This is a genomic window from Agromyces atrinae (assembly GCF_013407835.1).
Lineage (GTDB): Bacteria > Actinomycetota > Actinomycetes > Actinomycetales > Microbacteriaceae > Agromyces > Agromyces atrinae.
Genome location: NZ_JACCBI010000001.1, coordinates 1,638,643 through 1,658,793, shown reverse-complemented (window position 1 = coordinate 1,658,793; position 20,151 = coordinate 1,638,643). Strand labels below are relative to the sequence as shown.

Below are 20,151 nucleotides of genomic sequence, written 5' to 3'. Positions count from 1 at the left end.
TGTCGACTTTTGCGAGGGTGTCAAACAATTCAGTGAATCGTTTTAACCGGTTGAGCGGATGTGGGGTCGAGCGTCGCGCGCGCGTGCGAGAGGGTGGTGCGAGGGTCTCGGTGGGGTCGTCGGCGACTCTGTCGGGCTCGCTCGCGGGCCCGCGCGACGGGCGGGTTTCTGGCACGCGCGACGGGTCCGGAAATCCGCTCTGATCAGGCCGTGCGACGCGTCAGCGGCGGGGCGTGCTCGCGCGCAGGACGACGGCGCCGTCGACCGTGACGACAGCGCGGGAACCGCCGCGCTCGCCGAGGGCGAGTTCGATCGCGGCCTGGCCGACGTGCTCGAGCGGCAGGCGCACCGTCGTGAGTGCGGGGGTCACGTCGCGCGCCGTGAGGATGTCGTCGAAGCCCGCGATCGCGAGCCGGCCGGGAACGTCGATGCCGGCATCGCGGAACCCCGACATCGCACCGATCGCCATGACGTCGTTGACTGCGAAGACGACGTCGAGGTCGTCGATGCCGCGTTCGATGAGCTGCCCCGCGGCCGCGTATCCGCCGTCGCGCGTGAAGTCGGTCTGCATGACGCGATCGTCGGTCAGGTCGATGCCGTGAGCGGCGAGCCCCTCGCGGAATCCGCTCAGACGGTCGCGGCTCGTCATGAGCGAACTCGCACCCGTGAGTGCGGCGAACGAGCGGTAGCCCTCGGCCACGAGCGCCTCGGCGAGGGCCTTCGCGCCCGCGTGGTTGTCGGTCTGCACGGTGTCGAAGGGGAGCTCCCGCTGCGAGATGATGACGACGCGGCCACCCGTCTCCTCGAAGGCGGTGAGCTCCTTGACGAGGGCACCCTCGAGTTCGGCGCCGACGTAGCGCGATCCCGAGAGGATGAGCACGCGCGGGCGCTGGCCGCGCAGGGTCTTGACGAGTTCGAGCTCGCGTTCGGCGCTGCGCTCCGTCATGGCCATCGTGACGATGAGGCCGGCCGATTCGGCGCTGCGGATGACGCCCGCGGCGATCGACGAGAAGTACGGGTCGGCGATGTCGCTCACGACGAGGGCGACGGTCGAGGTCGAGCCCTTCGCGATGGCCTGCGCCGAGAGGTTCGGGGTGTATCCGAGGCGCTCCGCCGCGGCGACGACGCGCGCGCGGTACTCCTCGTTGACCTTGCGGGTGCTGCCGTTGAGCGAGCGCGAAGCGGTGGCGAGTGAGACGCCCGCTTCTCGCGCGACGTCGTGCAGTGTTGCGGGGCTACGGCCGGGTTCAGCCACGGGGCGCCTCCATCGGTGTCGACTCCCTCGCGGGCGAGCCGAGGGCGATTCCGACTCTAGCGCCGGGCATACGCTTTCCGACGTATTGTGCTCGAGCTTTGCCTCCCAGGGCGGGGCCTGATACAACTGATACAGACCTGAGATAGCGCTTTCCCGAAATCTCGACCGGTCGACGCGCGAAGAGAGTAGACGAGCAATGACGCACATCGAGCGATACGCCCTCATCGGCACGGGAGGCCGCGCCGACATGTACGTGCGCGCCCTCACTGGAACGCACTTCGGGGTCGAGAGCCTCGCCGACGTCGCCGAACTCGTCGCCTGGAGCGACGTCAACCCCGGCCGCCTCGACGTCTACGAGCGACAGGTCGTGGAGGCCGGCATCCCCGCCCCGGCGCGGTACGCGCCTGACGACCTCGAGACGATGATCCGCGACGAGCGGATCGACCGCGTCATCATCACGACGCCCGACTACACGCACGCCGACCTCGTCTCGCGCTCGCTCCTCGCGGGTGCCGACGTCGTCGTCGAGAAGCCGCTCACGATCGACGCCGACGGTGTGCGCCAGATCGGTGCGGCCATCGCCGAGTCGGGCCGCGAGGTCATCACGACGTTCAACTACCGGTACAGCCCGCGGAACTCGGCGCTCCGTCAGGTCATCGCCGAGGGACGCATCGGCGAGGTCACGAGCGTGCACTTCGAGTGGGCGCTCGACACGGTGCACGGCGCCGACTACTTCCGCCGCTGGCACCGCCAGAAGTCGAACTCGGGCGGACTCCTCATCCACAAGGCCTCGCACCACTTCGACCTCGTCAACTGGTGGATCGACGCCGCACCCGTGCGCGTCTTCGCGAGCGGCGGCCTGCGCTTCTACGGCGCCGACAACGCGGCCAAGCGCGGCCTCGGCGAGCGGCCCGAGCGCGGAACGGGCACGACGGGTGACCCCTTCTCGCTCGACCTCACGCGCGACGAACGGGCCAAGGCGCTCTACTACGACAACGAGCACCACGATGGATACCTGCGCGACCGCGATCCGTTCGATGCGGGCATCACGATCGAGGACAACCTCGCGGTGCTCGTCGACTACGACTCGGGCGCGACGATGAGCTATTCGCTCAACGCCCACGCGCCGTGGGAGGGTTACCGCGTCACGGTCAACGGCACCGAGGGCCGCGCCGAGCTCGAGGTCGTCGAGCGCGGCGCCGTGCTCATCGGAGAGGACGGCTCGGTCGTCGTCGACCCGAGCGCGAACCCGGGATACTCGCCCGAGGACGACGTGCGCCCCGACTCGGAGCGCCTCGTGCTGCAGCGGCACTGGGAGGGCGCGCAGATCGTCGAGATCCCCGAGGGGATCGGCGGTCACGGCGGAGGCGACGCGTTTCTCGTCGATCACCTCTTCCACCGCGTCGCCGTCGACGCGCCGCTCGGGCGCATCGCGCGCTACGACGACGGCGTGCGTGCCGTCTCGGTCGGCATCGCGGGCAACGTCTCGCTCGAGACGGGCCTCCCCGTCACGATCGACGCCCTCGCTCTCCGCTGACCCGCCCCGCCCCCGTCATCCCGCGCGCCTGCGCCCCCGCACCCCAACGTCTCGGCGTCACGAATGTGCTGTTCGGGACGCCCGAACAGCACATTCGCGACGCCGAAACGAAGAGCGCGAGTCGCCCCGGCAGCGGCGCTCGCCCTCGCCCGCGCTCGCCCTCACGCCCGCTCTCGCCTACCGTTTCGGCGTCACGACACGCTGGCTATCGCGCCGATAGCCAGCGTGTCGTGACGCCGAGACGGGAAGGGAGGGTGAGGTTTAGCGCGGGGATGACTGGAGCGGGCGCCTCAGAGGGTGAGGATGCCGTCGATGCGACGGGGGATGCCGAGCACGTTGTCATCGCGGAGTTCGACGGGCAGTGCCGCCTCGGGCGCCGACTGGTAGGCGACGGGGCGGAGGAAGCGGCGCACGGCCGTCGCTCCGACCGAGGTGTGCAGCGACGAGGTCGTCGAGGGCCACGGTCCGCCGTGCTGCTGCGCCCAGTTGACGGCGACGCCCGTCGGCCAGCCCGCGAAGAGCACGCGCCCGGCGATGCCGCTCAGCACCGCGACGATCTCGCTGATGTCGTCGCCGAGCTCCGAGTGCACGGTCGCCGTGAGGCTGCCGCCGATCGCGCGGATCGCGTCGAGCGCCGAGGTGACGTCGCGGTAGCGCACGATGAGCGTCGTCGGCCCGAAGCACTCGGCGAGGAGCTCATCGGGGCGGGCGAGCACCGCGGCGACATCCGTCTCGAGCACGACGGCACGGCCCGTGCCGGCGTCGTGCGACGGCGAGCCGGCGACGACGCGCACGTCGGGGTCGCCCGCGAGAGCGCCGAGCCCGTCGGCGAATGCCGCGGCGATGTGGTCGGTGAGCATCGGCACGGCCTCGGCCGATGCGACGGCGGCGCCCACACGGTCGGCGAAGTCCGAGCCCTCGGGCACGAACACGACGCCGGGCTTCGTGCAGAACTGGCCCGCCCCGAGGGTGAACGAGCCCGCGAGACCGGTCGCGAGTTCGTCGGCGCGGGCGTCGAGTGCGGCCGCCGTGATGAGAACGGGGTTGATCGCACTGAGCTCGCCGTAGAACGGGATGGGGTCGGGGCGCGAGACGGCGAGGTCGAAGAGCGCGCGTCCGCCGTGGAGCGAGCCGGTGAAGCCGACGGCCGTGATCTCGGGGCGCTGCACGAGCGCGACCCCCGCCTCCCGGCCCTCGACGAGCGCGAAGACGCCCTCGGGTGCGCCCGCCGTGACGAGCGCCTCGGTCACGAGTTCGGCGGTTCGGCGCGAGAGCCGCGGGTGCGCCGAGTGCGCCTTGACGACGACGGGGCAGCCGACCGCGAGGGCCGAGGCGGTGTCGCCGCCGGCGACCGAGAACGCGAAGGGGAAGTTCGAGGCCGAGAACACGGCGACGGGGCCGAGCGGGCGGAGGATGCGGCGGAGATCCGGTGACGGGGGAGTGGCGCCCGGGTTCGGGTGGTCGATCGTCGCCTCGAGGTACGAGCCCTCGGTCACGACGCTCGCGAAGAGGCGCAGCTGCGCGGTCGTGCGGGCGACCTCGCCCGTGAGACGCGCGGTGCCGAGGTGGCTCTCCTCGTCGGCGATCGCGATGAGTTCGTCGGCGTTCGCATCGAGGATGTCGGCGACGGCCGTGAGCCACGCGGCGCGCTCGGCGGCCGTGGAGATGCTCGTCACGGCGAAGGCGGCCTTCGCGCGGGCGGTGACGGTCTCGAGTTCGTGCGTCATGGTGTCTCCTCAGGGTCGAGCGGGGGTCGAGCGGGGCGAAACGGGGTCGAGCGGGGTGGAACGGGGCGAAACGGGGTCGAGCGGGGGGCGAGCGGAGAGGGATTCAGGCGAAGTGCAGGCCGAGACCGGCGCGCGGATCCACGACGAGACGCGACCCGTCGACGCTCACGGGCGACGGCTCGGCGAGAGCACCGAGGTCGGTGAACGACGCGTCCTCGACCGATTCGACGAGCGTCGGGTGCGTGAGCGTGACGGCGAGCTGCCCCGAGAGGTCGAGCAGCAGGTGCGGCGCGAGGGTCGTGCCCGTCGCGTCGGCGAGCTCCGCGATCTGTCGGAACGGCGTGATGCCGCCGACGCGCACGATGTTCGGCTGCACGATGTCGACGGCACCCGCGGCGATGAACTCGGCGAAGCGGTAGCGCGTGTGCACGTTCTCGCCGAGCGCGATCGGCACGTCGATGCGCGAGCGCAAGGCCACGTGTCCCGGCAGATCGTCGGCGCGCAGCGGCTCCTCGATCCACGCGAGGTCGAACCGCGAGAGCTCACCGATCGCGCGTTCGGCGCGATCGAGGTCCCAGCGCTGGTTGGCGTCGATCATGAGTCGCCGGTTCGGCCCGAGTACCGCGCGCACGGCCGCGAGACGCTCGACGTCGCGCGCGAGGTCGGGGCTGCCGACCTTGATCTTGACGGCGTCGAACCCCGCCGCGACCCAGCGCTCGGTCTGCGCGACGAGGTCGTCCTGCGAGTAGTGCAGGTTGACGCCCGAGCCGTAGACCTCGACGCTCTCTCGGGTGCGTCCGAGCAGATCGACGACGGATGACTCGGCGCGAACCCCCGCGAGATCCCAGAGCGCCAGGTCGAGACCGGCCATCGCGATCGTCGTGACGCCACCGCCGCCGGCCTCGTGCAGGTGCGCCCAGAGCGCAGGCCAGAGGTCGACGGGCTCGATCGAGCGACCGAGCGCGAAGGCCGTGATGTCGTGGTCGATCAGGGCCCGCACGGCGTGCGCGCCGATCGTCGGGGTCCACGAGAAACCGCGCCCGCGGCATCCGTCGCTGTCGGCCACGACGACCTCAACGAGGCTCATCGTCGTGACGTCGGCGCCCCACGGGCGCGCGAGCGGAAGCGTGACGAGTCGTGTCTCGACGGCGGCGATCGTGGCCATCGTCACGCGGTGAGTTCGTCGGCGAGGGCGAGGCCCGTATCGAGGATCGCGCGGAGGCGTTCGGTCTGCTCGGGCGTCGGGTCGACGAGCGGCGGGCGCACCGAGCCGACGTCGAGCCCGCGCAGTCGGAGGCCCGCCTTCACGAGTGAGACTCCGAAGCCCGGCGTCTCGTCGCGGAGCGAGACGAGCGGGCGGTAGAACTCGGCGAGCAGCCGCAGCCGCACGGCCTCGTCGCCCGATGTGTAGGCCGCGTAGTGCAGGCTCGCGAGCTCGGGGATCATCGCGAACGCAGCCGACGAGTAGAGGGGGATGCCGATGCCGCGGTACGCGCCCTGGCTGAGCTCGGCCGTGAGGAGGCCGTTGAAGAAGTGCAGCCCCTGGCCCTCGGTCGCGAGCACGATCTCCTGCGCGAGGCCGATGTCGCCGAGGCCGTCCTTGAAGCCGACGACCTTCGGGTTCTCACCGAGCCGCCGCATGGCCTCGGCCGTGTAGCGCGCGGTTCCCCGGTGGTAGACGATGACGGGCAGTGCGCTCGCGTCGGCGATCGCCTCGATGTACGAGACGAGGCCCGCGGTCGTGCCCGCGACGAGGTAGGGCGGCAGCACGAGGAGGGCGTCGGCGCCCGAGGCTTCGGCGGCTCGGGCGAGTTCGATGGCGTGCCCGAGCGGGCCGCCCGCGCCGGCGACGACGGGCACCCGCCCCGCGACGACGCGCGCCGCGGCATCCGTCACGTGGGCCGCCTCGGCGGCCGAGAGGGCGTGCAACTCGCCCGTTCCGCACGCCGGGAAGACCGCGCCGGGGCCCAACGGCAGTCGCGATTCGATGTGCTCGGCGAGCACGTCGGTGTCGACGCGGCCGGCCTCGTCGAACGGCGTGACGGGGAAGAAGAGGACTCCGTCGAAGTGGAGGGGGTTCATGCGGTGCTCCCGGTCGGGGTCGAGGGTCGGAGTTCGGTGCGCCATGAGCGGGTCGGACGCCAGCCGAGAAGGCGGTCGGCCTTCGCGATGCTGAAGACGGGTTCGTCGGCGGTGAGCGCGTCGGCACCGTCGCCGAGGCTCGGGGCGTAGTCGCGCCAGAGCTCGGCGACGGGTGCCGTCGCGAGGGCGTCGGCCGCTCCGACGAAGAACACCTCGCCCTGGGGCAGGTCGGGTGCGGCGTCGATCCACGTCGCGGTGAAGTCGCCGGCGTCGCGCGCGTCGACGTAGTTGAAGAGGCTCACGGCGGCGAGCGACGGGTCGGCGAGGCGCTCGGCGACGGTGTGGCCCTGCTGGGTCGGGGCGCCGGCCCACTCCTCGGGCGAGATGACGTAGCAGGGGCGGAAGGCTCCGAAGACCGGGCCGCCGGGGCCCGCGATGCGGCCGAACTGCGCGATCTCCTGCTCGATGACGAGCTTCGAGAGCGCGTAGGCGTTCCAGGGCTCGGTCGGGTGGGTCTCGTCGAGGGGAACGGATGACGCGCGCCAGCCCGCGCGCCCGTAGCCGATGATCGTGGGGCTCGATGCGGCGAGCACGCGCGGGGTGCCGTGGCGCAGGGCCGCGGCGGGCACGGTGAAACCGAGGGTCGTGTTCGTCACGAGGATGTCACGCTCGGGCGCGCTGAACGGCACGGCGATGGCCGCGAGATGGATGACGGCTTCGGGTCGTTCGCTCGAGAAGAGGGCGTCGACGGCCTGCTCGTCGGCGAGGTCGAGGATGTGCTCCGACGCGGGGCGCGTCGCGGAGCCCGCGGGGTACGCGACGCGGTCGGCCGCGACGACCTCGTGGCCGGCGTCGGCGAGCCCGTCGACGACGCTCCGACCGAGACGGCCCGAGGCTCCGGTGACGAGTACCTTCATCGCGTGATCCTGTCGTTTTCGAGGAAATGAGAAATCGCTTTCTCGTTTCAGGGTAGGCCAGCACAGCGAACTTCGCCAACCACGTGTCACTATTGGTGAACCGATTTCTGAGCTGAGAGGTGCGCCGATGGAACGCGCGAGACCCACGACCATCGCCGACGTCGCCCAGCACGCCGGCGTCTCTCAGGCGTCCGTCTCGCGGGTGTTGAACGGCAAGGCGTCGGTCGACCCCCGCATCGTCGAGGTCGTCACCGCCTCGATCGCCGCCCTCGGCTACACCCCGAGCACGGCTGCGCGCTCGCTCGTGAGCGGGCGCAACAACACGGTCGCGATGATCGTGCCCGACCTCGAGAACCCGCTCTTCCAGGGCATCCTCAAGGGCCTGAGCCGCGCCGCCGCGCTCGACGGGTACCGCGTGCTCGTCGCCGACACCGCCGAGATCGTCGCCGACGAAGAGGTCATCGCGATCGAGGCACGACACCGTACCGACGCGATCGTGCTGTGCGCGCCGCGCATGCCCGAGAAGAAGCTGCGCGACGTGCTCTCACGCGTCGCCCCGGCCGTCGTCGTGAACCGGCCCATCGACGAGACGGGAACGCCCGTCGTGGGGGTCGACTACGTGCGCGGCATCCGTGATCTCGTCGAACACCTCGCCGGTCTCGGCCACACACGCCTCGTCTACCTCGCCGGCCCGGCCCCGAGCGCGTCGAATCGCGAGCGCGAGCGTGGTCTCGCCGAGATCCTCGCGGCGCGGCCCGACCTCACGATCACGACCATCGCGACCGGTTCCGCGCTCGATGACGGGTACCGCGCGACGGCCGAGGTCATCGACGCCGTGCGGGGCGAGGTCGGCGCGACCGCCGTGCTCGCGTTCAACGACCTCGTCGCGCTCGGCCTCATGCGCGGCCTCTCGGAACACGGCGTCTCGGTGCCGGGCGAGGTGTCGGTCGCCGGTTTCGACGACGTGCCGCTCGCGAGCTTCTCGAGCCCGCCGCTCACGAGCATGTCGGTTCCGCGCAGCGAGATCGGCGAGCAGGTGTGGCAGCGGTTGCGCGCCCTCATCGCCGGCGCGGCCGTCGACCACGCGGTGCTCTACAGCCCCCGCCTCGAGGCTCGGGAGTCGACCGGTCCGGTGGATCGCGCGTGAATCGTCTCGCGCCGTCATCCGTCGATCGCGCCGTCAAGCGCGCGCGACTCGTCGACGTGCTCGACCGGCACGGCGCCGACCGGTTCGTGCTGCGGTCGCCCGGCGCCCTGTCGTGGTACCTCGACGGAGCCCGCGTGCACGTCTCGCTCGCGGGCGACCCCGTGCTCGCGGTCGTCGTCGGGCGCGATCGCGATGAGTGGCTCGCGTTCAGCAACGAGGCCGAGCGGCTCGTCGCCGAGGAGCTTCCGCACGATGACGCCGCGACGCTCACGCGGGTGCCGTGGTTCGAGCCGCTCGATGCGGCGGTGGGCCCTCGTGCGGGCGCTCTCACCGAGGCTGACGTCGCGCTCGAGCTGCGGGCGGCGCGGGCGAGTCTGCTGCCGACCGAGCTCGACCGCTACCGCGCCCTCTGCCGCGAGTCGGCCGAGGTGCTGACGGATGTCGCGGGCTCGGTGTCGCCGACCGACTCCGAGCAGCACGCAGCGGCGCTCCTCGCTGCGGGGCTCGTCGACCGGGGCATCGATCCTCTCGTCGTGCTCGTCTCGGGGCGGCAACGCGTGGCTCACCGGCATCCGTTGCCGACCGCGGCCGCTCTCGGGCGCCGGGCGATGCTCGTCGTGTGCGGGCGGCGGTCTGGCCTCATCGCCAACGTCACGCGCTGGGTGTCATTCGGTGCGGTGCCGGAGGGGGAGGCCGACGCCGACCGGCGCATCCTCGACGTCGAGGCGGCGTTCTTCGCGGCGACCGTGCCGGGGGCGGCGCTCGCCGAGGCGTGGCGGTCGGGGGTGGCGGCGTACGGCGCTGCGGGATTCGCCGCCGACGAATGGCGGAACCATCATCAGGGCGGTGCAGCCGGGTACGTGGGCCGCGATCCGCGCGGGACGGCGGATGTCGCCGACAGGGTTCACGAGGGCCAAGCGTTCGCGTGGAATCCGAGTGCCCCGGGCGCGAAGGTCGAGGACACCGTCGTCGTGCGGTCGGATGCCGCGGTCGAGGTGCTCACGCGAGATGAACGCTGGCCGACGGTCGACGTCGCGGGCGTCGCGCGGCCCGTGGTCTGGGAGCGCTGAGCGGCGGGTGAGTGGCTCGTGGGCTGCGTGGTTGATGGGGTGCGCGGCTGGTGGGCTGCGCGGTTGGTGGGCTGAGCGGTGCCGTGGCTTCGGTCCGGCTCGCGGTGTGCCGGAGTTTCGACGATTCGCCGGAACCTCTCGGTAGAGACGTCCGGCCAATCGGCGAAGTTCCGTCGAACTCGGAGTGCGCACGCCGCGAGGTCTACTAGGCGTGGGCGGCGCGGTGTGGCGCGGCGTGGCGCTGTGCGACGTGGTGTGGTGCCGCGTGGCGCGGTGCGACGTGACTGCCGCCGTGCCCCGCTGATCTGTTCGCCCGCGCTGCCGCAGCACAGATTCCCGCCTGCGCGCAACCCCTGATCTGGTTGTCATCCAGGCTGCACAATGAGATAGCTAGACAATCTAGAGATCGGGGAGGTGGGTGTGATGGTGGAGCAATTCTCCGGTGGTCCGCCCCTCGATGGATTCGTCCCTTTCGGTGACGAGTCAGGATCGGCCGACTCGCTTCCCGTGGCACCTCCGTCCGCATCGACGCCGTCACTGACCCCGCCGTCATCGAGCCCGTCGTCACCGACCCCGTCGTCGTCCACCCCGTCACCGCCCCCGTCATCGCCGACCCCGTCGTCACCGACCCCGTCGTCACCGACCCTGGCTGCATCGACCCCGACGCCATCGACCCCGTCGTCGTCCGAGGCTCCCTCGCCGGTCGACCCGAGCGACCGCGTGCTGCTGTCGCGCGCAGCCCGCGGTGCGGCCGACGCGTTCGAGGAGCTCTACGACCGGTGGGCGCCCGTCGCGTACGGCATGTGCGTGCACGTCGCCGGCGACGAGACCCGTGCGGCGCGCGCCATGGAGTCGATCTGGCTCGAGTTCTGGCAGAACGCGCCGAGTCTCGCCCGACGGGCCGACGACGTGCGACGCGTCCTGGCCGACCTCGTCTGGGCGCACGCCCGCAACTGACGCGCCCTGCGAGATGGAACCCGACGACCGTCATCCGCTCGCCCCCACCCCGCCCACCCCCGCCATCCCCTCTCAACTCGCCCCCCTTCCCGCACACCGTGTAGACTGCGGGATAGCGCTTTCCCGAACGCTCGGGAACGAGTTCGAGGAGGAACCGTGGACCAGATCAGCATCGAGACCCACGACGACCGCTTCGTCGTCAGCGACGGAACCACGGTGCTCGCCGAGTACGTCGTGCAGCCGACCGATCCCGTGCTCGAGTCGCCGCGCCCCTTCTTCAGCCCGATCCGCACGCGCTCGGGCGAGGTCGTCTCGCTCTTCCGCCCCCACGATCACGTGTGGCACAAGGGCATCGCGTGGTCGCTTCCGGTCGTCGGCGACGAGAACTTCTGGGGCGGCCCGACGTTCGTGTCGGGCGAGGGCTACGTGCAGCTCTCGAACAACGGAGTGCAGCAGCACCGCCGCGGCGACGTCACGATGGCGAAGGGTCGCGGCCGCATCGTCGAATCGCTCGACTGGATCACCGAGTCGGGTGTGCGCATCTTCGACGAGCAGCGCACCATCGAGGCGGCCCTCATCGATGAGGACGCGTGGGCGCTCCGCTTCGAAACGCACCTGACGAACACGAGCGACACCCCGATCTCGATCGGCTCGCCGACGACGCGCGGCCGCGAGAACGCCGGCTACGGCGGGCTCTTCTGGCGCGGCCCCCGCTCGTTCACGAACGGCACGATCCTGGCTCCGGATGTCGCGGGCGGCGACGAACTCCGTGGAATCCGGGCGCCGTGGATGGGCTTCACCGGTCGACACGACGGCAACGACACCGCCTCGACCGTCGTCATGGTCGACGACGAGGCCAACATCCAGCACCCGCCGCAGTGGTTCGCGCGCACCGAGGACTTCGCGTGCCTCTGCCCCGCACCGTTCTTCTCCGAGGAGTACTCCGTCGAACCCGGCGACACGCTCCGCCTCATCTACACCGTCGTGATCGCCGACGGTGCGAGCGACCCCGCACGCGCGGCGAGCCTCGCCGAAGCGAGTCTCGTCGCCGTCTCGGCGAGCCCGGTCGTCGAGGTCGAGTGATGGCGGTCGCGTTCCCCGGCGGCACGTCGATCAGCGCTCTCCGCGTCTACACGAGCGCGGCGCCCGACGGCGTCATCGGGGGCTCGCCGCACGTGCACGTCGTGTCGACCGAGGCCTACGTGGTCGTCGGCGGTTCGGGCGAGCTGCACACGCTCGATGCGTCGGGCTACCGCGAGCGCCCGATCGCGGCGGGCGATGTCGTGTGGTTCTCGCCCGGCGTCATCCACCGCGCCGTCTCCCACGGAGACCTCGAAGTGCGCGTCGTCATGCAGAACGCGGGGCTGCCCGAGGCGGGCGACGCGATCATGACCTTCCCCGACGAGATCCTCGCTGACGCGGAGGCCTACCGCGCGGCCGCGGCCCTGCCGACCGGAGCGGATGCCGGTGCGGCGGCACTCGCCCGGCGAGACCTCGCCGTGCGCGGATTCGTCGTGCTGCGAGACGCCGTGCTCGCGGGCGACCCCGATGCACTCACGCGTTTCTACGATCGCGTGACATCACTCGTCGCCCCGCGGGCGGCCGAGTGGCGGGCGACCTGGGACGCCTCGGTAGCCGAGGTCACGCGCGCCACCGACATCCAACTCGACGACCTCGCGGCCGGCCGTGCACCCCAGCTCGCCGGCGGCCGGGTCGCGACCGCCGACCCGATCGACGCGTTCGGCATGTGCGGACGACTCACACGTTTCGACACCCTGCACCCTCGGGGAGCAGCCCACGAGACCACCGGCCCGTCGGGCCCCGAAAGGATCTGACCGATGACCGACACCCTCCAGCGCGCCGTCATCGTCGGCACGGGCGCGATCGCCCACGCGCACGCCCATGCGATCCAGGCCTACGTCGATGCCGACGGCGCGCCCGCGGCCCGGATCGTCGCCGTCGTCGACACGAGTGCGGAGCGGGCGACAGCCTTCGCCGAGCAGTGGGGTGTCGCGGCGACCTTCGACTCGCTCGAGGCCGCGCTCGCTGTGGGCGGAATCGACGTCGCGCACATCTGCACGCCGCCCGGCGTGCACGCCGACCAGACGATCCTCGCGCTCGAGGCCGGCCTCGACGTCGTCGTCGAGAAGCCGCCGGCCCTCTCGCTCGAGCAGCTCGACGCGATGACGGATGCCGCCGAGCGCACGGGTCGTACCCTCGCGGTCGTGTTCCAGCAGCGCACGGGAACCGCCGCGGCCCACGTGCGCGGCCTCCTCGACTCGGGCGCCCTCGGGCGCCCGCTCGTCGCGAACTGCCAGACGCTCTGGTACCGCGACCCCGCGTACTTCGAGGTGCCGTGGCGCGGAAAGTGGGCCACCGAGGGCGGCGGGCCGACGCTCGGTCACGGCATCCACCAGATCGACCTGCTCGCGTACCTGCTCGGTGCCTGGTCGAGCGTGCAGGGCCAGCTCTGGCGACTCGCGCGCGACGTCGAAACCGAGGACGTCTCGACGGCCGTCGTGACGTTCGAGTCGGGCGCCGTCGCGTCGGTCGTCACGAGCCTGCTCTCGCCGCGCGAGACGAGCTCGATCCGCATCGACACGGAGCTCGCGACCATCACCGTCGACCACCTCTACGGCCACGGCCACGAGCACTGGTCGATCACGCCGGCTCCCGGCGTCGACGTGCCCGACTCGTGGGCGCTTCCCGCGGTCGAGGAGCCGAGCGGACACGACCCGCTCGTGCGCGACATCTACGACGCGCTCCGCTCCGGAGCCCCGCTGCCGTCGACCGCCGCCGACCCGTCGCGCTCGTTCGAGATCGTCGCCGCGGTCTATGCGTCGGCCGCGAGCGGATCGGTCGTCACCCCCGCGACCCTGCGCCTCGACCCGAGTCGGCGGGGCAGCCTCGAAGCGCCCGTCCAGGTTCTGGCTCCGAGCGCCGACGGATGACGGTGCGCACGCCGCGCGCCGTCTTCCGTGACCCCGTGCACGACGGCGCGACCGACCCCGTGGTCATCGCGGATCGCGCGAGCGGCGAGTGGGTCATGTTCTACACGCAGCGCCGCGCGAGCGTCGACGAGCCCGGCGTCGCGTGGGTGCACGGCAGTCGAATCGGGGTCGCGCGTTCGGCCGACGGCGTCGACTGGACGTACGAGGGCGTCGTCGACGGGCTCGACGCGGGTGCTGATGCGGGCCCCAACACGCACTGGGCGCCCGAGGTCATCTGGGACGGCGAGCGGTACCGCATGTACCTCAGCTTCATCGCGGGAGTGCCCGATCGGTGGGAGGGCCACGCGCGCGTCATCCGCGAGTTCGTGAGCGACGACCTGCGGGCGTGGGCTCCGGTGCAGGAGCTCCGTCTGTCGTCCCATCGTGTGATCGATGCGTGTGTCGCGCCGTGCCCCGATGGGCTGTGGCGCCTCTGGTACAAGGACGAGGGGCGCGGGTCGACGACGTGGGTCGCGTCGAGCGCCGATCTCGCGTCGTGGACCGTCGAGGGCGTCGTGATCGACGGGCGACCGCACGAAGGCGTGAACGTCTTCGAGCTCGGCGGGTACTGGTGGCTCCTCGTCGACGAGTGGCGCGGCATGGGGGTGTACCGGTCGCCCGATGCCGTGACGTGGACGCGTCAGGGCGGGCCCGACGCCGTCATCCTCGGGGGAGTGGACCCGGCCGACGCCGATCGTCTCGCTCCCGACGATCTGACCTTCGGGCGTCACGGCGATGTCGTCGTGTGCGGCGATCGCGGCGTGCTCTACTACTTCACCCACCCGCACTGGGACGGCAGCGAGCTGGGGTCTGCGGATGACGCGGCGGCACGTGTCAGCGCGGTGCACACGGCCGAGTTGTCGGTCGTCGACGGCGTGCTGATCTGCGATCGGGAGGCGCGGCCGCGGCCCTTGCCGGCGGGTGGGGTGCTCGCGGGCTGACCTTGGGGTGCTGCGATTGGCCCGAGCGCCATGCCGCGAGTGGGCGTCGGGCTGCGGAAGATGAGAAGCTCGACGGATGCTCCTTCACATCGGCGAGTGCCGGCGATCCGGGTGATTCCGAGCGTCGATGCGTTGCCTGGCCCGACCCTCGATAACAGATTGAAACGATTTTCTGGATTCTGTTGACCGAAGCCGATGCCCTCGGTTACCGTAGGGGAAACGCTTTCCCGAATCCGAGTTCTTGATTCGAGACCGAGAGGGCGTCGACACAGCAGGAACCACAGACGTTTCCAGGAGGACAACGATGTTCAACATTCGCTCGAGCCGTACCGCGGTCACCGCGGTGGCCCTGACCGCGGCCGCTGCGCTCGCCCTCACCGGGTGCGCATCGGGTAGCGGAGACGCCGCCACGACCTACGACCCTGACGAGAAGGTCACGCTCAACTTCGCCTTCTGGGGCAACGACGTGCGCGCCGCGATGTACGACGAGGCCTTCGCCGCGTTCGAAGAGGAATACCCGAACATCACGGTCAACTCCTCCTTCCTCGGCTTCCCCGAGTTCTGGGAGAAGCGTCAGACCGAAGCCGCCGGTGGTGGCCTCCCCGACGTGATGCAGTTCGACTACTCGTACCTGCGCCAGTACTCGCAGAACAACCTGCTGCTCGACCTCGAGCCCTACCTCGGCAACATCATCGACACCGAGCCGCTCTCCGAGAACATCCTCGGCATCGGCGTCGTCAACGGTGTGACCACCGGCATCGCGACCTCCACCAACGCGTGGGGCCTCTACACGAACCCGAAGCTCCTCGAGCAGGTCGGTGTCGAGGAGTTCGCCGGCGGCGACTGGGAAGACTACGACGACTGGATGAAGTCGGTCACCGACGCCGGTGGCGGAACCGTCTGGGGCGGCACCGACTACACAGGTCGCATCCAGAACTTCGAGATCCAGCTCCGCGCCGAGGGCTCGTACCTCTTCAACGACGACGCCGAGCCCGGCTTCGACGAAGCGCGTCTCGCCGAGTTCTGGGAGTCGGGCGTCGCGGCACGCGACGGCATCGTCATCCCGCAGCAGCGCCTCGAAGAGGTCTACCCGCTGTCGGGCTTCGACTCGGCCCTCACGGCGAGCGAGCTCACGTGGGACAACTTCGGTGCCGGCTACCTCGGCAACCTCGGCGCCGACTACACCGAGCTCGGTCTCGTCGCGCCGCCCGTCACCGAGGAAGGTGCGAAGGACCTCTACCTGAAGCCCTCGATGCTGCACACGATCTCGTCGAAGACCGACCACCCCGAGGCCGCCGCGACGCTCCTCAACTTCCTCGTCAACAGCCCCGAGGTCGGTGCCGCATTCGGCACCAACCGTGGCCTCCCGGCCTCGACGACGCAGCTCGAGGGTGCAGAGCTCGACCCGCTGGGCGAGCAGATCCGCGCCTACGAGGAATCGATCGCCGACCGTCTCGGCGACGCCCCGCCCGTGCCGATCGTCGGCTTCGGCACCCTGGAGGAGAAGTTCCGTCTCATCGGTCAGGAGCTCGCCTTCGGCACCCTGAGCGTGGATGACGCCGTGAGCCAGTTCTTCGGCGAGATGGACGTCGTCCTCAACCAGTAATCCCGACCCGGGGACTACTGTTCGAATCAACGTAGGAGATCCACTGTGACTGAGACCCGTTCGGTCGTCACCGCGACCGATCGGTACGGATCGAAGGCGGCCCGCTCGGCTCAACGCCGAGCGGGCGGCCCCGGCCGCACCGCACCCAAGTCGACTCTCATGAGTCGCCGCGAAACGCGCGCCGGGTACGCATTCCTGACGCCCTGGCTCATCGGATTCCTCGGGCTCACGCTCGGGCCGATGATCTACTCGCTGTACCTCGCCTTCACGAAGTACAACCTCTTCCAAGACCCTCAGTGGATCGGTCTCGACAACTTCGTTCGCATGTTCACGAACGACCCGGTCTACATCCAGTCGGTGCAGATCACGCTCGTCTACGTGCTCGTGGGAACCCCGATCAAGCTCGCCGCCGCTCTCGGCATCGCGATGCTCTTGAACTACCGCGACAAGGGCGCCGGCTTCTACCGCTCGTCCTTCTACGCCCCGTCGCTCATCGGTGCGAGCGTCTCCGTCGCCATCGTGTGGCGTGCGATGTTCTCGACCGACGGCCCCGTCGACAACTCGCTCAGCCTCTTCGGAATCAACCTGGGCGGCTGGGTCGGCAACGTCTCGCTCGTCATGCCGATGATGATCCTCCTCGCGGTGTGGCAGTTCGGCGCCCCGATGGTCATCTTCCTCGCCGGCCTCAAGCAGATCCCTCGTGAGCTGTACGAAGCGGCCGAGGTCGACGGCGCCGGTCCGTTCCGGAAGTTCCGCAGCGTCACGCTGCCGATGCTCTCGTCGGTCATCTTCTTCAACCTGCTGCTCGAGACGATCAACGCCTTCCAGGTCTTCGCGTCGGCGTACATCATCTCGAACGGTTCGGGTGGCCCCGCCGGCATGACGAACTTCTACACCGTCTACCTCTACAAGCGCGGTTTCCCCGACGGACAAATGGGATACGCCTCGGCCATGGCCTGGGTGCTCGTCATCGTCGTCGCGATCATCGCTTTCGTCCTCTTCAAGACCTCCAAGTCTTGGGTCCACTACGCGGGAGAGAACCGATGAGCACGATCGAAGTCCCTCGGGCCGAACTGCTCGAGGTGTCCGCCCAGCCGAAGCCGAAGCGCCGTGCGCCGAAGCGGAAGACGATCAACACGATCATCTGGTTCGTCGCCCTCACGGCGCTCACCCTCATCGTGCTGTACCCGCTCTTCTGGTTGTTCCTCTCGACCTTCAAGCCCTCGGGCGAGTTCGGTCAGAACCCGGGACTCATCCCCAACAACCCGACGATCGACAACTACATCAAGGTGCTCGAGGGCATCGGCGGCACCCCGCTCTGGCGCTTCTTCGCGAACTCGCTCTTCATCGCCGTCATGGCGGTCATCGGAACGATCGCGTCGTCGGCCCTCGCGGCGTACGCCTTCGCCCGCATCCAGTTCAAGGGTGTCGGACTGCTGTTCTCGGCGATGATCGGAACGCTGCTCCTGCCGTTCCACGTCATCATCATCCCGCAGTACATCATGTTCAACCGGCTCGAGCTGGTCGATACGTACTGGCCGCTCATCCTGCCGAAGTTCCTCGCGACCGAGGCGTTCTTCGTCTTCCTCATCGTGCAGTTCATCCGCAACATCCCGCGCGACATGGACGAAGCGGCGCGCATCGACGGAGCGGGCCACGCGCGCACGTTCTTCTCGATCATCCTTCCGCTCATCAAGCCGGCTCTCATCACGAGCGCGATCTTCTCGTTCATCTGGACGTGGAACGACTTCCTCGGCCCGCTGCTCTACGTCAACTCGCCCGAGATGTACCCGCTGCCGATCGCTCTGCGTCTCTACAACGACACGACGAGCACATCGGACTACGGGGCCACGGTCGCGGTCTCCTTCCTGGCTCTCTTGCCGATCCTCATCTTCTTCATCGTGTTCCAGCGCTTCCTCGTCGACGGCGTGGCGACGCAGGGACTGAAGGGCTAGCGAGCGGATGTCGCGAGCGAGCAGTCGCGCAGCCCGCCGGGCCGACCGGACGGGAAGCGGACCGACCCTGGATTCCGCACCTCCCGCGCGGTTCCCGGGTGCGACGAGCTGGTTCGCGCTCCTCGGCGAGGTCCTCCTCATCGGTGTGCTCGTCGCTCTCGTCGCCCTGCCGATCATCACGCTGCCGATCGCTCTCGCGGCGGGCGTACGACACCTGCGGCGGTACCTCCTCGCCGAGGACTCGAACATGAGCTTCTTCTGGGCCGACGTGAAGAGCGGCGTGCTCGGCGGCATCGGTATCGGTTTCGCTGCGGCGTTCCTCCTTCTCGTGCTGATCCTCGACATCGACATCGCGCAATCGGGAGCCCTCCCCGGCGGCGAGTTCATCGCTGTCGTCGGATGGGTCGGACTCGCGGTGCTCGCCGTCGCGCTGCTCGTGGCCGCGGGCGCCTGGAGCCCCGAGACGCGCTGGCGCGGCGCCGTGCGTGCGCTGCCCCGCCTCGTGCGAGCCGATCCGATCGGTGCGCTATACCTCGTGGCGACGGCGATCTTCGCGGTCGTCGTGACCTGGCAGCTCTTCCCGCTCCTCATCCCCGCACTCGGGTGCGTCGCTCTCGCCGTCGTGGCGGTGCCCGAGCGCCCTCGTCGAGGGCAAGACGAGCAGCTCGAGGATCACTGAGCCATGACCGCACCGAACAACTCTTCCGACGCGCCCCATTCGGCCGTCGCCGTGCCCCGACCCGACGGCCTGCCCCGGTGGGCCCGTGACGCGAGTCTCGGCATCTTCATCCACTGGGGCCCGTATTCGGTGCCCGCGTGGGCGGAGCCGACGGGCGCCCTCGGCGAAGTACCCGACGACGAGTGGTTCGCTCACAACGCTTACGCGGAGTGGTACGCCAACACCATCCGTATCGAGGGCTCGCACGCCCGCGCTCATCACGATGCGACCTACGGTGGGGCTCCGTATCTCGACTTCCTCGATGCGTGGACGGCCGAGGACTACGACCCTCGCGCGTGGGCGGAGCTGTTCCGCGCCGCGGGAGCCGACTACGTCGTGCCCACGACGAAGCATCACGACGGCGTCGTGCTGTGGCCCGCGCCGGGTGCGGACGATCGCTCGACCGCGACGCGCGGACCGAAGCGCGACCTCATCTCGCCGCTCGCCGATGCGGTGCGCGACGCCGGCCTGCGCTTCGCCGTCTACTACTCGGGCGGTCTCGACTGGTCGTTCGAGGAGTTCCCTCCGCATCTCTCGAGCGACGACGTCCACACCCTGCGACCGACCGGCCCCGACTACGCGGAGTACGCGTACACGCACGTCATCGATCTCATCGATCGCTATCGACCGTCGCTCATCTGGAACGACATCAACTGGCCCGACGCGGGCAAGGCAGACGGGCCGCACTCGCTCGACAGGCTCTTCGCGCACTACCGCAGCGTCGTTCCCGACGGAATCGTCAATGACCGTTGGGGCGTAGAAGCGTGGGACTACCGCACGAGCGAGTATTCGCACGGCACCGAGAATGAGTCGACCGACGGCTGGGAGCAGTGCCGCGGTCTCGGCTTCTCGTTCGGGTACAACTCGCTCGAAGACGAGTCGCTCACTCTCAGTGCGCGGGAACTCGCGCGTCTCTACAGCGACGTCGTCTCGCGCGGAGGACGGCTGCTCCTCAACGTCGGCCCGACCGCATCGGGCGTCATCCCCGAGGTGCAGCGCCGCACACTCGAGGGCTTCGGTGAGTGGATGACGCGGGTCAAGCCGCTCACACTCGGTCGATCCGTGCTCGATCATGATGAACTCGAGATCACGTCATCGACCGAGGGCGCGTGGTGGCGCGCATGGCGACACGGCGAAGAGATCGTCATCATCACCGATGACGCCGAGCTCGATGTCATCGGTACTCCCGCCGGTGAGACCGTCACCGTCATCCTTCTTCCTTCCGAGTAGTCGCTCGCGTCACCCCGCG

Annotated in this window: 18 protein-coding genes; 13 read left to right on the top strand and 5 right to left on the bottom strand. The window is 70.0% G+C overall.

What is annotated here, in order from left to right; genetic code table 11:
* Positions 1 to 220: 220 nt before the first annotated feature.
* Complete coding sequence (locus BJ972_RS07955) at positions 221 to 1,255, bottom strand: LacI family DNA-binding transcriptional regulator (protein WP_241830891.1); 1,035 nt, start codon at positions 1,253 to 1,255, stop codon at positions 221 to 223.
* A gap of 196 nt (positions 1,256 to 1,451) precedes the next feature.
* On the opposite strand from BJ972_RS07955, the gene BJ972_RS07950 reads away from it, so the two are divergent.
* Positions 1,452 to 2,792 carry a Gfo/Idh/MocA family protein gene (locus BJ972_RS07950; RefSeq protein WP_129176794.1) on the top strand — a complete coding sequence of 447 codons (1,341 nt, stop codon included), beginning with the start codon at positions 1,452 to 1,454 and terminating at the stop codon, positions 2,790 to 2,792.
* A 290-nt stretch (positions 2,793 to 3,082) separates the two neighbouring features.
* Here BJ972_RS07950 and BJ972_RS07945 read toward each other — a convergent pair whose 3' ends face one another.
* From BJ972_RS07945 to BJ972_RS07930, 4 genes are all read right to left on the bottom strand, one after another.
* On the bottom strand, positions 3,083 to 4,519 hold the full coding sequence (locus tag BJ972_RS07945) for an aldehyde dehydrogenase (NADP(+)) (protein WP_129176796.1): 1,437 nt from the start codon (positions 4,517 to 4,519) through the stop codon (positions 3,083 to 3,085).
* A 103-nt stretch (positions 4,520 to 4,622) separates the two neighbouring features.
* Positions 4,623 to 5,684 carry a mandelate racemase/muconate lactonizing enzyme family protein gene (locus BJ972_RS07940; protein WP_129176964.1) on the bottom strand — a complete coding sequence of 354 codons (1,062 nt, stop codon included), beginning with the start codon at positions 5,682 to 5,684 and terminating at the stop codon, positions 4,623 to 4,625.
* A 2-nt stretch (positions 5,685 to 5,686) separates the two neighbouring features.
* On the bottom strand, positions 5,687 to 6,601 hold the full coding sequence (locus BJ972_RS07935) for a 5-dehydro-4-deoxyglucarate dehydratase (protein WP_129176797.1): 915 nt from the start codon (positions 6,599 to 6,601) through the stop codon (positions 5,687 to 5,689).
* A complete protein-coding gene (locus BJ972_RS07930) occupies positions 6,598 to 7,518 on the bottom strand; it encodes an NAD-dependent epimerase/dehydratase family protein (RefSeq protein ID WP_129176799.1) in 921 nt (306 codons plus the stop codon). The genes BJ972_RS07935 and BJ972_RS07930 overlap by 4 nt, the downstream gene beginning before the upstream one ends.
* Before the next feature lie 127 nt (positions 7,519 to 7,645).
* Between BJ972_RS07930 and BJ972_RS07925 the strand changes: the two genes are divergently transcribed.
* From BJ972_RS07925 to BJ972_RS07870, 12 genes are all read left to right on the top strand, one after another.
* Complete coding sequence (locus BJ972_RS07925) at positions 7,646 to 8,665, top strand: LacI family DNA-binding transcriptional regulator (RefSeq protein WP_129176801.1); 1,020 nt, start codon at positions 7,646 to 7,648, stop codon at positions 8,663 to 8,665.
* The gene (locus BJ972_RS07920) at positions 8,662 to 9,735 is read left to right on the top strand and encodes a M24 family metallopeptidase (protein WP_241830892.1); all 1,074 of its coding nucleotides are present in this window, start codon (positions 8,662 to 8,664) and stop codon (positions 9,733 to 9,735) included. Before BJ972_RS07925 ends, BJ972_RS07920 begins: the two co-directional genes overlap by 4 nt.
* A 507-nt stretch (positions 9,736 to 10,242) precedes the next feature.
* Positions 10,243 to 10,692, top strand: a complete 450-nt coding sequence (locus tag BJ972_RS07915) for a sigma-70 family RNA polymerase sigma factor (RefSeq protein ID WP_164989982.1) — start codon at positions 10,243 to 10,245, stop codon at positions 10,690 to 10,692.
* A gap of 156 nt (positions 10,693 to 10,848) precedes the next feature.
* Entirely contained in the window at positions 10,849 to 11,775 is a 927-nt protein-coding gene (locus tag BJ972_RS07910) for a DUF6807 domain-containing protein (RefSeq protein WP_129176803.1), read from the top strand.
* Complete coding sequence (locus BJ972_RS07905) at positions 11,775 to 12,527, top strand: cupin domain-containing protein (RefSeq protein WP_129176805.1); 753 nt, start codon at positions 11,775 to 11,777, stop codon at positions 12,525 to 12,527. Before BJ972_RS07910 ends, BJ972_RS07905 begins: the two co-directional genes overlap by 1 nt.
* Before the next feature lie 3 nt (positions 12,528 to 12,530).
* Positions 12,531 to 13,643, top strand: coding sequence for a Gfo/Idh/MocA family protein (locus tag BJ972_RS07900; RefSeq protein ID WP_129176807.1), 1,113 nt, complete (start codon positions 12,531 to 12,533; stop codon positions 13,641 to 13,643).
* Complete coding sequence (locus tag BJ972_RS07895; RefSeq protein ID WP_179419933.1) at positions 13,640 to 14,623, top strand: glycoside hydrolase family protein; 984 nt, start codon at positions 13,640 to 13,642, stop codon at positions 14,621 to 14,623. The genes BJ972_RS07900 and BJ972_RS07895 overlap by 4 nt, the downstream gene beginning before the upstream one ends.
* 304 nt (positions 14,624 to 14,927) lie before the next feature.
* Complete coding sequence (locus tag BJ972_RS07890; protein WP_129176809.1) at positions 14,928 to 16,229, top strand: ABC transporter substrate-binding protein; 1,302 nt, start codon at positions 14,928 to 14,930, stop codon at positions 16,227 to 16,229.
* A 159-nt stretch (positions 16,230 to 16,388) separates the two neighbouring features.
* Entirely contained in the window at positions 16,389 to 17,276 is an 888-nt protein-coding gene (locus BJ972_RS07885; RefSeq protein WP_129176970.1) for a carbohydrate ABC transporter permease, read from the top strand.
* Entirely contained in the window at positions 17,273 to 18,184 is a 912-nt protein-coding gene (locus tag BJ972_RS07880; RefSeq protein ID WP_129176811.1) for a carbohydrate ABC transporter permease, read from the top strand. The genes BJ972_RS07885 and BJ972_RS07880 overlap by 4 nt, the downstream gene beginning before the upstream one ends.
* Positions 18,185 to 18,191: 7 nt before the next feature.
* Positions 18,192 to 18,863, top strand: a complete 672-nt coding sequence (locus BJ972_RS07875) for a hypothetical protein (protein ID WP_129176812.1) — start codon at positions 18,192 to 18,194, stop codon at positions 18,861 to 18,863.
* A gap of 3 nt (positions 18,864 to 18,866) precedes the next feature.
* Complete coding sequence (locus BJ972_RS07870) at positions 18,867 to 20,132, top strand: alpha-L-fucosidase (RefSeq protein WP_129176814.1); 1,266 nt, start codon at positions 18,867 to 18,869, stop codon at positions 20,130 to 20,132.
* Positions 20,133 to 20,151: the final 19 nt, after the last annotated feature.

Coding starts and splice junctions, on each gene's coding strand:
- BJ972_RS07890 (WP_129176809.1), top strand. CDS start 14,928: ATGTTCAACATTCGCTCGAGCCGTACCGCGGTCACCGCGGTGGCCCTG.
- BJ972_RS07940 (WP_129176964.1), bottom strand. CDS start 5,684: ATGGCCACGATCGCCGCCGTCGAGACACGACTCGTCACGCTTCCGCTC.
- BJ972_RS07945 (WP_129176796.1), bottom strand. CDS start 4,519: ATGACGCACGAACTCGAGACCGTCACCGCCCGCGCGAAGGCCGCCTTC.
- BJ972_RS07925 (WP_129176801.1), top strand. CDS start 7,646: ATGGAACGCGCGAGACCCACGACCATCGCCGACGTCGCCCAGCACGCC.
- BJ972_RS07900 (WP_129176807.1), top strand. CDS start 12,531: ATGACCGACACCCTCCAGCGCGCCGTCATCGTCGGCACGGGCGCGATC.
- BJ972_RS07875 (WP_129176812.1), top strand. CDS start 18,192: ATGTCGCGAGCGAGCAGTCGCGCAGCCCGCCGGGCCGACCGGACGGGA.
- BJ972_RS07950 (WP_129176794.1), top strand. CDS start 1,452: ATGACGCACATCGAGCGATACGCCCTCATCGGCACGGGAGGCCGCGCC.
- BJ972_RS07870 (WP_129176814.1), top strand. CDS start 18,867: ATGACCGCACCGAACAACTCTTCCGACGCGCCCCATTCGGCCGTCGCC.
- BJ972_RS07905 (WP_129176805.1), top strand. CDS start 11,775: ATGGCGGTCGCGTTCCCCGGCGGCACGTCGATCAGCGCTCTCCGCGTC.
- BJ972_RS07930 (WP_129176799.1), bottom strand. CDS start 7,518: ATGAAGGTACTCGTCACCGGAGCCTCGGGCCGTCTCGGTCGGAGCGTC.
- BJ972_RS07935 (WP_129176797.1), bottom strand. CDS start 6,601: ATGAACCCCCTCCACTTCGACGGAGTCCTCTTCTTCCCCGTCACGCCG.
- BJ972_RS07880 (WP_129176811.1), top strand. CDS start 17,273: ATGAGCACGATCGAAGTCCCTCGGGCCGAACTGCTCGAGGTGTCCGCC.
- BJ972_RS07885 (WP_129176970.1), top strand. CDS start 16,389: ATGAGTCGCCGCGAAACGCGCGCCGGGTACGCATTCCTGACGCCCTGG.
- BJ972_RS07895 (WP_179419933.1), top strand. CDS start 13,640: ATGACGGTGCGCACGCCGCGCGCCGTCTTCCGTGACCCCGTGCACGAC.